The sequence below is a fragment of the Leptospiraceae bacterium genome (assembly GCA_015075105.1).
Lineage (GTDB): Bacteria > Spirochaetota > Leptospiria > Leptospirales > Leptospiraceae > JABWCC01.
Genome location: JABTUZ010000002.1, coordinates 411505 through 424325, shown reverse-complemented (window position 1 = coordinate 424325; position 12821 = coordinate 411505). Strand labels below are relative to the sequence as shown.

At 32.0% G+C, this 12821-nt stretch carries 9 protein-coding genes; 5 read left to right on the top strand and 4 right to left on the bottom strand.

Annotated features, from left to right (window positions below; translation table 11 throughout):
- Positions 1 to 179: 179 nt before the first annotated feature.
- Positions 180 to 2519: an N-6 DNA methylase gene (locus tag HS129_11970; GenBank protein ID MBE7412754.1), complete on the bottom strand. Its 2340-nt coding sequence runs from the start codon at positions 2517 to 2519 to the stop codon at positions 180 to 182.
- A gap of 836 nt (positions 2520 to 3355) precedes the next feature.
- Between HS129_11970 and HS129_11965 the strand changes: the two genes are divergently transcribed.
- From HS129_11965 to HS129_11945, 5 genes are all read left to right on the top strand, one after another.
- Positions 3356 to 4276 (top strand): ATP-binding cassette domain-containing protein, encoded by a 921-nt coding sequence (locus HS129_11965; protein ID MBE7412753.1) that lies wholly within the window; start codon positions 3356 to 3358, stop codon positions 4274 to 4276.
- A gap of 1 nt (position 4277) precedes the next feature.
- Complete coding sequence (locus HS129_11960) at positions 4278 to 5003, top strand: ABC transporter permease subunit (GenBank protein MBE7412752.1); 726 nt, start codon at positions 4278 to 4280, stop codon at positions 5001 to 5003.
- Entirely contained in the window at positions 5000 to 6697 is a 1698-nt protein-coding gene (locus tag HS129_11955; protein MBE7412751.1) for a GldG family protein, read from the top strand. The genes HS129_11960 and HS129_11955 overlap by 4 nt, the downstream gene beginning before the upstream one ends.
- Before the next feature lie 2 nt (positions 6698 to 6699).
- Positions 6700 to 7719: a DUF4340 domain-containing protein gene (locus HS129_11950; protein MBE7412750.1), complete on the top strand. Its 1020-nt coding sequence runs from the start codon at positions 6700 to 6702 to the stop codon at positions 7717 to 7719.
- A gap of 117 nt (positions 7720 to 7836) precedes the next feature.
- Positions 7837 to 8847, top strand: coding sequence for a hypothetical protein (locus tag HS129_11945; GenBank protein MBE7412749.1), 1011 nt, complete (start codon positions 7837 to 7839; stop codon positions 8845 to 8847).
- A 59-nt stretch (positions 8848 to 8906) separates the two neighbouring features.
- Here HS129_11945 and HS129_11940 read toward each other — a convergent pair whose 3' ends face one another.
- Genes HS129_11940 through HS129_11930 form a run of 3 tightly spaced genes read right to left on the bottom strand, consistent with a single transcriptional unit; the run spans position 8907 to position 12600 of the window.
- The gene (locus tag HS129_11940) at positions 8907 to 9644 is read right to left on the bottom strand and encodes a hypothetical protein (protein MBE7412748.1); all 738 of its coding nucleotides are present in this window, start codon (positions 9642 to 9644) and stop codon (positions 8907 to 8909) included.
- Entirely contained in the window at positions 9641 to 12295 is a 2655-nt protein-coding gene (locus HS129_11935) for a TonB-dependent receptor plug domain-containing protein (protein MBE7412747.1), read from the bottom strand. Before HS129_11935 ends, HS129_11940 begins: the two co-directional genes overlap by 4 nt.
- Positions 12292 to 12600 (bottom strand): hypothetical protein, encoded by a 309-nt coding sequence (locus HS129_11930; GenBank protein MBE7412746.1) that lies wholly within the window; start codon positions 12598 to 12600, stop codon positions 12292 to 12294. The genes HS129_11935 and HS129_11930 overlap by 4 nt, the downstream gene beginning before the upstream one ends.
- Between the last annotated feature and the right edge of the window lie 221 nt (positions 12601 to 12821).

Genomic DNA, 12821 nt, shown 5'->3' with positions numbered 1-12821 from the left:
AGTTTTTATTTTCTCAGAATTGGGAAACAATTTTTTGATTCTATGCTTTATTTGGTGTTCTTGATAACTGAGTTATTTTTTTTAAACATGATTCCGTTTCAACTTTTTCAAACAGAATTATTTTGATCTAAGTTCGGTATGGGGCATCTTTTTTATTTGCAATAATTTAAGGCGAGTAATTAAACTTTCGCAGATTTATGTAATGATCTTTCTTCTACAATTTTTATTTCTTCTTCTGTCAACTCATAAAGCTGATAAACCAATTCGTTTATTTTACTTTCTGCGTGGTCAATTCTGTTGTTAATCATTTCAAGTTGGCTCGGTAAAGTTGTGTTTTGCTTGTCTGCATTGAGTTTTAAAAGAGTTTCAACGTGTTTGATGATTTCGTTTTGTTTTTGAATTTCTGTATTGTTTTTTGTATCAATTATTTTTATTGGAAGTTTTTCAAGATTTACAACTTTTACTTCCGCAAAAACACGCCCTTTTTCTGGAATAAGTTTTTGATACCACCAATCCAATAATTTTGAATTGATAATTGCAAGTAGATATTCGTATGAAAGTTCAGAATTTGTAACTCTTAAATTATGGACATTTTTTAATGATAGATATTTGTTTGTGTCTAAATGAGCAATCAACCTATCAGAAGTTTGTCTAATTACGATTTTTTTATCATCGTCAAAAGGTGCTTTATATCTTGGCTCTGCTAACCATTTTCCGTAACTAATCCAACGTTCTTTTTCAATGCACCATTGATACTTATTAAAATCTCGCCCCATTAAATATTGACGATATGTTTTGTCTTTTTTGAAGTCTGCGTCATACGCTCTATTTTTTGCAATCTTTTCCGTTTGCATTGGTGTTCCTTTTCCAACTCGATAAGGTGTAAGACCACACACAGTAAGAGCAACTTCTTTTAATGGTTTGTTTTGGTTTCGTATTTTATTAAACAAATCATCATCATTTTTGTTTGATAAAACCAATGAATATTCAGCGTTATTCAATAATTCAAGTTGTATCTGATTTTGAGTTTCTCCAATAAACAAATTAGGTTCATCTTTAATTTCCTTGAAACTGTAAGTTGCTTTTTTATTTGGCTTTTCGTTATGCAAAATTATTGTGCAAGTTTCAACTGTCGCATCTTCAAAAATTGATTTTCTGAATAGTTGAATTTCTGACAAATATTTTTCGGTTATTATTCGTTCTCTAAACACGTTGAATTTTGGCATATAAAGCCAAGTCGAAGGAATGATATACGAAACACAAGCATTTTGTTTTGAAATGTTAAATGCTTGAAGCAAGAACATTAAATAAGTGTCAGCTATTGGAATTGGTAAATGAAATTTGTTAGACAAATAGTGTTTTAATTCGTTTCCATAATCAGCTCCATAAGGCGGATTTCCTACGATACAATCAAAACCACCTTGTTTAAAAACTTCGGGAAATGCTTTTTGCCACGAGAAAGGTTTTACTTTTCGTTCTTCGCCAAAGTCGAGTTCGTTGTCGTAATAATCAAGGTCAATTAAACTGTTTCCGCTTTTGATGTTGTTGTCAAGCGTTGGCAAAATGCGGTCGTGAAAAAGTTTAGTTTGGGCTTCAATGGTTTCTTTGGTTTCGCCCTCCATACATTTTAAAAGCAAACTCAATTTTGTTACTTCAACTGCGTTGCTGTCCAAGTCCACACCATAAATATTGTTGAGCAAAATACGTTTTTTCTCGGCTGTGGTAAGTTCGCCTGTTGGTGTAAGTGGATTGTCTTTATTGCCTTTGGATTGCTTTCCGTTTTGAGTATAAAAATCTTTGTGCCAATCTAACAAAAACTGATAAGCACCAATCAAAAAACTGCCGCTGCCGCAGGCAGGGTCAGCTATTTTTATTTTGCTTATTTCTTTTGGCGTTTTGTTTTCAACCAATTTCCCGATTGTGTTTTTTACGATGTAATCAACGATGTATTGCGGTGTGTAATACACGCCACCTGCTTTTCTTACTTCGGGTTTTTCTTCAATAGTGGCTTTACCACTTTTGGAAAGTGAAATTTTTTTGCCTAAAAATTGCTCGTAAGCACTTCCTAAAATCTCAACCGATAAAACTGAAAATTCGTAAGGACAAATCGGGTAATAAAGTTCGGAAATAATGCTTTTGATAACTTTGTTATCAATCGAAATTTTATCGCTGATTTTATCTTTCGCAAAATCAAAAAGTCCCGAATTATATTTTTGGTCGGCTTGATGAAAACGGAATAAAAGGTTTTTATAAAAGTCGCCTGTCTTGATGTCGGTTTGCAAATCTCCGTAAGGTTCTACGCTTCTATCTTCGGCAATGCGAAGAAATATAATGCGATCAATCGTGTGCTGAACGATAAAATTGAGTTCATCTTCGGAAATGTTTTTGTTGCGAAGTGCTATGTTTACAGCAAGTTCAACACGCCATTTGTCAAGCGATTGCAAAAACTCGTTATCAACTGTCGATGTTCCTTTTTTGTTTTTGTCGCTCGTGATGTATTTGTCAAAACTGCCACGCAAAACCCTTTCTTTTGCGAATGTGTCCCAAATAAAATCGAACTCCGAAATGTAATTTTCGTAAGTCAGATATTTTATTCGTCCGTTACTTGCTTTGTCGGTTTCTTTTGGTTTTGTAGAACAATCGTAAATTGCAAATTCTTCAAAATCTGTGATTACAGAAATCGGCATTTTTGCACTCCAACCGTATCTGCGAACTTGATAAGCTGGTGCAATCTCGTCTTTGATTAAAACGCTTGGCTTCTTTGCTTCGAGAAAAAATAATCGTTTTCCGCCAACAAGTCTAAATGAGTAGTCAGGTGCTTTTGTTGCTTTTCCAACTTTTACACGGTCTTCGTGAATTACTTCACGGTAACTTTCGGCATAGCCATTTTCGTTGTCAATATCCCAACCTAAGGCTTTCCAAAATGGGTCAATAAAATCCCGTCTTGTTTGCGTTTCGTTGTATTCTGATTTTTTATAGCTGTCGTATTGGTCAGCAAATCGCTCTACCAATTCTGAAATCTTTTTATATGCAGTTACTTTATTAATCATTAGAAGTTTATCAAATCTTAGTTGCTAATATATATTTTCAAGTCAATTAATTTTCATTTGTGAGTAGGCAATATTGGCAATTAAAAATTTTTCTCCCTTTCTATTTACAATTTAGGCAGGTTTTCTTATAGTTTTGTAAATTCTACTAGAGGTGTCAATACTATAGTAGATCGCAGTCTCTTGCTATTATAATGATATTTATCTTTTTTCTAATGACAGGGAATCTATTTTTTTTATACCTTTTATTTGGAAAAAATTTATACTCGACAAAAAAATGGTAAAAATAAGCTAATGCAAAAATAGATATGTTGAAAGCTGAGAATTTAACAAAGGTATTTTCTGAAAAAATTGCAGTAGATAATATTTCCTTTCAAGTTCGCCCGGGAGTAGTGACCGGCTTACTTGGTCCAAATGGCGCAGGCAAGTCCACTACAATGAGATTACTTACAGGATTTATCCGACCGACTTCTGGGAAAATTTTTTATAAAAATGAATCATTCTTAAGCGATCCAATTTCTGTAAAAAAGAAAATGGGGTATTTGCCAGAATCGGCACCACTCTATCCCGATATGTTAGTGAGTGAATATTTGCAATACGTTTCAGAAATTCGAGGAATAGAAAATCCTGAAATTTCAAATAAAGTAGAAGAGATGAAAAATCTTTGTGAACTTAAAACCCACTTTCATGTACCGATTGGGTTTTTATCCAAAGGGTTTAAACAAAGAGTTGCGCTTGCGGGAACTCTAATTCACAACCCTGAAGTAATTATTTTAGATGAGCCTACTTCCGGTCTTGACCCTAATCAAATTTCACAAATTCGAGCCTTGATTAAAAATTTGAGTAAGGACAAAACTGTTATCTTATCTACTCATATATTGCAAGAAGTTGAAGATATTTGTGATGATGTGATTATTATAAATAAGGGTAAGATTGTTGCCAATTCACCTGTGAGTGAATTACACAAAGGGCATGGTGTTGTAATCACAGTTCGCGCAAACGAAGAAAAAGTAAAAAATATATTTAGTTCTTTAGATATTCTAGAAATCCGAAAGTATGATGATTCTGAAGAAAATAAAACCGATTTTAACTCTTTTCTTATTTTAATGAAAAATGATTCTTATGAAAATATTTTCCAAATTTTAGCAAACTCCGGGGTTTTAGTAAGGGAAATGCGAATTCACAAAAAATCTTTAGAGTCTGTATTTAAAGATTTAACGGGTAATTAAAATGAAAAATATAAAAACTATTTTTTTAAAAGAAATTTCAACTTATTTCAATACTCCGATCGGGTATATTTTTAGCGCATTTTTTTTGCTCTTAGTTTCTTTTTTATTTTTTTTCGGTCTTGGTGGAAATTCTTTTTGGGAAATGAAAATTGCGAGTATGGAGCAATATTTTTTATGGGTTCCCGTGCTTTTTATAATTTTTATACCTGCTATCAGTATGAGGCTTTGGTCTGAAGAAGAGAGATCTGGAACTATCGAAGTCTTGATGACTTTCCCGGTAGAAGATTATGAGGTAGTAATCGCAAAATTTCTTTCTGCTTGGGCGTTTCTTGGCGCGACAATTTTTGGTAGTATTTTTGTACCGATTACGATTTGGATATTAGGGGATTTGGATTTTGGTTTAGTTTTTTCAGGTTACGTCGGGACTTTATTTTTAGGTGGTGCTTATTTAAGTTTAGGTTTGGTTGTATCTTCTTTAACCAAAGATCAAATCACAGCGTTTGTAGTTACATTACTTTTGTGTTTAGTAATGTTTTTAATGGGGTATCAACCCATTCTGCAATTTTTCGGAAAATTTTCCGGTGCATTATTAGCTTTCCTCTCTTTGTCGCATCACTTTGAATCTTTCAGAATGGGTGTTTTCGATCCGAGGGATTTCTTTTATTTTTTTAGTGTAATAAGTTTAATGTTATTTTTAAACGTAATGATTTTAAGAGGGAAGAGATGAAGCTGTTAGAAAAATTTACACCTTTTAATCATAATAGAAATTTTATAATTTTTAATGTAATAGCTTTATTTTTTTTGAGTAATTTTTTATTTTCGGATTGGAATTGCAGATGGGACATGTCTCGTTCAAAAAGATTTGCATTGACTGAAAGTACAGAAAAAATTCTAAAATCTCTTCCTGAAAAGTTGTATATAGATGCTTACTACTCAAGCGACATTCCAGGAGAGTATAAGGCAAGACTTGACCTCGCAAAAGAAATGATTAGAGAAATTGCTTCAGTGAATAAATCTAAGGTAGAGCTTCGTTTTTTTGATCCAGATTCAAACGAAACAGATCGAAAGAAAGCAACTGAGTTTGGGATAGATCCCCAGACTTTACAAAAATCCGAAAGAGGATCTGCAACATTAAAGCAAGCCTATTTTGGAGTCGTATTAACCTTGGGAGAAAAAACTGAAGTCCTTCCGGTTGCGTTTTTTGCAGAGCAGATGGAATACCAGATTCTTTCTTCATTGAAAAAAATGGTAAAGAAAAATTCTTCTTCAGGAGTTGGGATTTTAAAAGCTCCAGGCTCTTTTAGTGCTCCACCACCTGGTCAAGGTTCGGGAAAGGACACTTATGGAATTTTTATTACTCAAGCCTACGTTCCTGAAAACGGGAATGTGTTAGACGTGAATATAAATGAAGAAAAAGTTCCCGATGAAGTTGTTACATTGATTTGGTCGGGTGCACCTTCTTTGACAGATATTGGTAAATATTATTTAGATCAGTTTTTGATGAGAGGTGGAAATTTAGTAATTTTTGCCAAGACTATGGATTTTTCTTTAGACCAAAGAAACAGACAGTATGGTATGATGATGGGAATGGGAGGAGAAGAAAATATGGCAAGAACTTCTCCTGAATCTCATAACCTACAAGAGTTTACTAAAAATTATGGATTTGAAGTAAAATCTGATCTGGTTTTAGAGCCGGAGTATGCAATGCCTATGGGTCCACTTGTGCAAGTTGAGCCTGGGGTGATTGGAAGGTACCACTATCCATTATGGATCATAGTGAATAAAAAAAATGGTGGCTTATCCAAAGAGAGTCCTTTGACAATAGATACAGATGCGTTGTTGTTGCCTTGGGTTTCTAGTATAGAAATAAATCCCGACAAACAAAAAGAAGCTAAGTTTGTAAAGATTTTAGAGAGCACGCCTAACGCATCTAAAAAAGGAGATTTTCTAAATATCGGAGAAAATTCAGTAGCTACTTCAGAGCTGACTCCAAATGGGTCACCAATTTTACTTGGTCTGCACATAGAGGGGGCTTTAAATTCTGCCTTCACACAGGATTCTATACCCAAGTTAGAGAAGAAAGAAAATTTTATTTCTAAGACTGTTATCGGAAAAAAAAATAATATAGTTGTACTTGGTACTCCTTATTTGGTGTCAGATATTCTTGCAACAAGAGAGTTTAGAGAAACTTTTCAAGAAACAAATATTCCATTCGTGATGAATTTATTGGATTCGATGTCGGGGGATACCGATCTACTTGCTGCGAGAGGAAGAAAAGGAACGATTATGAATTTGCATCCATTTTCCAAGACTACCCAAATATTTTTTAGTTTTTTTAATGTGCTTGCTGTTCCAATATTCTTGGCACTGTTTGCTTTTTCAAGACTCAAGAGAAGAAATAATGTAAGGGCTTCGGAGTAATTATGAAAATTGAAAATTTAGTTAAGAAATCATTTTTATTTTTAAAAGAGAATAACGCGTTTGTAATTGTATCACTCAATGTACTATTTGTTGTGTTAGTATTTTTTATAAAAGACCCTTTTGGAATATTTGTGTTCACTTATGAAAAAGCACCCTCATTCTTTAAAATTAAAGAAGAAGAAATTGCCGCAATAAAATTAGAAAAAGATGGGAACGATAAAAAAAGTATAGAGATAGTCAGAGAAAACGATCACTGGATAATAAAAACTTCGATAGGTGTATTTACAGGTGATGAGTCTAAAATTTCTAATTTAATAAAATCTTATCTAAGTGCAAAAAAATTTACAGTAGTTTCTTCGTCTAAAGAAAATTCTAAAAATTATGGATTTCAAGAAGAAGTTTTTCGCGTAGAAATAATCGGTAAAGAAAATGTATCGAAAGGGTTTTTAAAGTTAGGCTCTGTAACCCCAAGAGGCAGTTACACTCACGTTACATTCAATGACTCATCAGATATTTATTTAGTAGAGGATAATCTAAAGTCGCCTTTGGGCAGATTAGAAGATGATTTTTTTGTCAATAAAAAACTTTTTTCTGATAGAATTATTTTGGATAATATGACAGAAATTTTAGTTTCTATCGATGGCAGTATCAAGTATAACTTAAAAAAAGAAAATAAAAATTGGAATATAGTAAAGCCTCCTGTAGGAAATGCCTCGTTGAATGAAGTGAATTCCATTATTACGAAAATTTTAGATTTGAAAGCTGACGAAATTGCTAAAGAAAATGAATTATCTAAAATTGATAAAAAATCATCCATAGAAATATTGCTCTTCTACAAAAATAAAAATGGAACCCTTGAAAATTATAAAGTTCAATCTATTGGAAAACTAAAGGACGATATATTTTTTCAAAGAGTAGGTGATCCGATGGTGTATAAAATTCGTTATAACTCAATTGTTCCAATAATAGAAAAGAGTTCGGATAGCTTCATTTTAGAAAATAAAAATACTTTTCAAAATTAAAATTTAGTCCTTTGTGATTAAAAATTTTATACAGGAAGGTGTGAAATAAATAAAATTTTTCATATTCTATTGTTTTTTATTTGCTTGGAAATCTTTTCACAACAATTAGACCCACTATTGCAAAATTCTTGGATACAGGAAGTCTCTGACGAAGAGGAAAAATTTTACAATCGACTTTCTACTATAATAAATAAAACTAAAAGTTTATTCATAAAAGAAGATTTTTTTGGTAGAGAATACAAGATAAAAAAAAATGGGACTATTGCGTTTCAATTGAATGATTTTTATAGAGATGTTTTTCCTGATTTTTCTCAACTTGATATTCATTTATCTGAAAGCGAGGTTCTTTCGGAGAACGGGAATTTCATTCAAGGAATCAGACTATTGAAGGGTATTAATTTATGCAATAGATCTATGATAAAAAATTCTATTACTGATAAATTGAGAAATTATGATAGCTCTACAAATTTATTGAATACAATGTACAAAAGGTTTAGTCATAAAGAGAACGAAATACAAATACTAACCGATCCTTATGGTTGCTATATTACCGAAAAAAAAGAATTAGAAAAAAACTTACTAATTGAAAGTGAGGCTTTTGCGTTTAGATTTCAAATAGGGAAGGAGTTTGAGTATAATTTTCCTGATAGAATTGATGATATGTCGGGGAAGGAGTCTGATTATGAATGGAAATTTTTTAGATTAATTAAGAGAGACCCAAAACAAAAAGAAAAATCTTCTGGCTTTGAAGAGGAACTAAAAAAATCAGAATCTTTTGTAAAAAAAATTCGAGATGCAAAAATTATTTTTTTTGCAGGGATGACATTTCATAATACGAATTTAGTTTATACAAAAGACAACTATTATCAATTGTGGGATATAAGAAGAGGTTTGACGAAAAACAGGATTCGTGAAATACATTTCAAAAGAGAGAAGGTTGGAAATTACTACGAGTCAAATTTTTATGATGTAAATGAATTTGGTGAAAAGAAAAATAAAATAGTTAAAGAAAAATATTATCTAAGAAAAAACAAGGGTCTATTCTTTTCTTTGAGTTATCCTTTGGAAAAAAAATCAGAGGCAGAAGACGAATGGAATCTTTTTTTAAAAACTTTAGATGTGAAATAAAATAGTGCATTTGTAAAGTTTTATCAAGTGAATTTTTGATAATGTCAGGTATTATATTTTTAGTAAATGAGAGAACCTGAACATTTATTTAAAGAACCAGGGTCTCCTAACGTACAGTTAAAGTTTAATTTTTTTATTCCGTTACGATAATTTTCAATCAGTTTCTTTTTTTCGTTGTCTATAATTCCAGTAACTTCATCTGTTAAAATTGTATTTAAACAATTTTTACCCTTGTCCTGAAGGCTTTGATTTAATGGATTGATGCTTGCTATCTCTGCCATTACTGCAATTTTTCCAAGTGTCGAATTTAAAAAAATCCATTCGTCATAAGTAGTGAGTGTATTGTAGTCGGTGGCGATTTGAGTGGACTCACAGGATTCGATAGATTTATAAAAGTTGTTTTGTTTTATAACATCTTCTTCATTTTCGGTAGTAACTTTTTCAGTAGAAACACCCGATTGTAAAATAAAACTAATACATTCTGTGGTTTTTTTGTTCAAGTCTGAAATTTCTTTTAATCTATAATTTTTTTCCTCATTTGTATATATTAAGTTATTGGAATTGCAAACTCCCATAGGTCTTCTGTCGCAATAAATATTTTTTATGTCGGAATTTTTTGTTTCTATTCGTAAACAATTTCCTTCTGAACGAATTTTAATAAAATAGAGTAGAGATAAATTGTAGGAATTTTCTCGATTTTTAAAGGTATTTTCATTTCCATTGCACTGAAAAATTGAAAAAGATAAAAAACTCAAAATTAGAAAGAGAAGAAAACTTTTATAATCGAAATAGTTCAAAATTTTGCCTCTAATCCAAAATTTATTAACGGTAGATACATTAAATGTCCTCCTCTTACAGGACTCTGAATGTATGGAGAGTTTGTAGTATCGTAAGTAGGAGATGGATTAGAATTTTTTAAATAGGGTTTTGTATTTTGAAATTCTTCACTAACTATATTTCTTTTTCCATATAGGTTTACAAACTCAAGATACATATTCATATATCCCCACTCAAAATTAAAAAATTTATCTATTCGAATATCCATTTGATGAATCGGTAGGTATCTGTAAGAATTATAATCTTTAGAGTACTCAGGCATGTATAGATTTAAACCAAAAGTAGAGGCTGGATTCATTCTGTTAGAGCCGGTAATCGGAGTAATTGGGACGTTAGTTGCATACCTAAATCTTCCTCCGACTTGCCAGTCTGAGTTTATTTTCCAACCAAAAATCATATTTAGGATATGAGTCCTATCTAAGTCATAATATTCTGTTTTGTCGTTATCATAAATCAGCTCAAGATTATTGTCATCGTAATAGTTAATGTAATTTGTGCCGATTTTAGTTTGGGCAAGAAGTTTTCTTGAAGAATTCAATAGGTTTCGTTTTGAGTTTTCGCTTTGCTCGTATCGTGCTTGATGGTTATTTCTTTTTGTGATTGAGTTTGTATAAGAAATCCAACCAAACCAACCTTTGACTGTTGGTGTTTTACTTTTCTTTAAAAGTATTTCTACACCTTCAGAAAAACCTGTGCCTGAATTTGAATAATATAAAGATTTTGTTACAAGCGGGTTTCTTAATACATAATTTGTTCTTTGAATTAGATCTCTTGGTTCATCGTTGATCGCGAATGGATTTTGAATAAAGTTGTCTGAAACAACTAAATTAGAATAAATATTTCTAAATCCTTCTATTTTTAATAACCATTTATCTCCAATCTCTTGGTTGATTCCTCCGGCAAGATGTTCAGCTTTTTCCATTTTTAAATTTGAATTGCCGACTCTGGATGAGATTTGCTCTATATTTGGGGGTGCGTTATGGTGAATACTTCCTCCTGCAAGGAATGTAGTTTTTGTAGAGTCGATTGTATAGGATGAGGATAGTCTGGGGCTAACTTCTCTTTGACCTGCTAAATTATAATAGTCACTTCTTACTCCCGGCACTAATTTAAACCCTTTGTATTCAAAATTGAATTCTAAAAATGACCCGACTTCTTTTGATTTTGCTTTATCTCCGTCAATAAGCGCACGAAAAATAGGATTGGAATCAAGTAGATCGTTAAATACTTTAGTAAATTGTGAATTTTGCTGTGAGATATTTTCTGCTTTTAAAGTAATTCCTCTTTCTCTATAATTTCCTCCGGCTTCTACTTTTAAAATATTCTTAAACAATTCTACACTTAGTCTTTCTTCAGCAAAAACAATAGTTTGAGTAGTTACATTTTCCAGACCAAAAATATTTTCTGCTGTCATAGGGTTTTGTATTTTGACTTCAAAAAATTCCTGAAAGTGATTTCTTGAAATACTAAAAGTATTTTGAATTCGGGTGTTAGGCTGGAAAGTGTAGCGAAACCCATCTGTTCTAAATCTTCTATCTAAGCCTATGGGGGGGCGTGAATCTTTTTCTCCGTAGTTTTCATTTTCAAATTCGGCTACTGCTTTAGTATATTTTTGCATATCTCTTGCACCAAAACTCGCTAATAAAATTTTATGACCCGGAGCAAATTCCCAACCGGTTTTGAATTGGTAGTCTTCATAATTTGCGTACTTTGCGTTAGGCGGAATCCCTTCTGGATATAATTTTAATAATGTAACATTTGGATAAGATTTTCTTGTTGCTGCGATTATGTAAGCCTTGTCGGATAACTTACCTTCCACCATTGCATCGGATAGAAACATATTGATATTTACAGTAGCACTGTTTTTTTTCACTTCGTCTTTACCTTCAATATTGATGATTCCTCCTGTAGCGTATCCGTACCTTGCTGAATATGCACCAGAATAAATATCGAATGATTTGATGATGTTGTTATTAAAAACAGAAGATTGGTTTCCTAAATGAAAAGGATAGCTTACAAGAAATCCATCGAAGTAGTATTGGTTTGCTCTTGTGCCAGCACCTCTAAATACAATATCCCCTCTGTCGCTATTTCTGTAAGGTTGACCTGAAATAGAAATATTAGAAAAGGAACTTGGACCAAGCCCGATAGGAATTCCGGGGGAAACACCGGGAAGAGTTTGAATTGCTTTTAAAGAATCTCCCGACACACCGGGAAGTCTTTTGATTTCATCGTGCCCAAGAGTGTATCTCGAAAGTTTTGTTTTATCTTTTTCTCCTAGTACTTCTATTCCACCCTTTTCAATAACTTCATTTACAAAGATTGTAAACTTTTGGCCGTCGTAAGTAATTTCTTTTTGAAAGACTTCAACTTTGCCTGATCTTACAATTCGGATTGTGTAGTGGCCTAATTTTGAAACTTCGTATTTTATAATTCCATTAGAATTTGTAGTGTAGTATTTTCCTGCCTCTTTAATAATAACCGGTGTGTCGGGTATGGGTAAATTTGTTGCTCTATCTATTATGAAAATAGAACCGGAAATTTTTACTGATTGGGAAAAAATTCCAAAATTTGTAAATAAAAAAGTGAATAAGGTTATCGCTATTTTCAAAATATTCTTACACAGCTCCAAGGATAGGAATTGAAAGGGCAGGTTTTTAAAATCATATCTACTTCGCATTTTTCAACTTCAGAAGGGCTTCTCTCTTTGGTAAAAAATAGAGGGTAGGAAGGTCTGTTGTTACATTCTTTCGCTTTAGCTTCGATTAAAACTTGAATTCTTCGATTTATATCATATTCTTGAATTCGATTGTTATCATAACAACAATTTATCGAAAATAGAATTATAAAAATTAGAGTTTTCCATAAAATTTGGAATAATTGTTTATCAGCTACAAGTTTAAAAATCAGTTTCATTTTATAAGTTATATTTGGTATTGCCTGAAGAGTTTTTTAGACTATGCTTTTTAGCCAATCTCATTTTCAATATATTTAAAAGTCTATTTTAAAAATAACGCACCTAAAAAACCTTTCTATGCTACACTAACGCAAGTACAAGCAACTGTAAAAAGGGAATAATTGAGTCAAAAAAATTCTTGAGAAACTTTCAAATTTGAATTATTATGTATTCTAAGCTA

Bases quoted from the DNA above. Each gene is read 5' to 3' on its own strand.
- HS129_11960 (MBE7412752.1), top strand. From the start codon at position 4,278: ATGAAAAATATAAAAACTATTTTTTTAAAAGAAATTTCAACTTATTTC.
- HS129_11965 (MBE7412753.1), top strand. From the start codon at position 3,356: ATGTTGAAAGCTGAGAATTTAACAAAGGTATTTTCTGAAAAAATTGCA.
- HS129_11950 (MBE7412750.1), top strand. From the start codon at position 6,700: ATGAAAATTGAAAATTTAGTTAAGAAATCATTTTTATTTTTAAAAGAG.
- HS129_11955 (MBE7412751.1), top strand. From the start codon at position 5,000: ATGAAGCTGTTAGAAAAATTTACACCTTTTAATCATAATAGAAATTTT.
- HS129_11930 (MBE7412746.1), bottom strand. From the start codon at position 12,600: ATGAAACTGATTTTTAAACTTGTAGCTGATAAACAATTATTCCAAATT.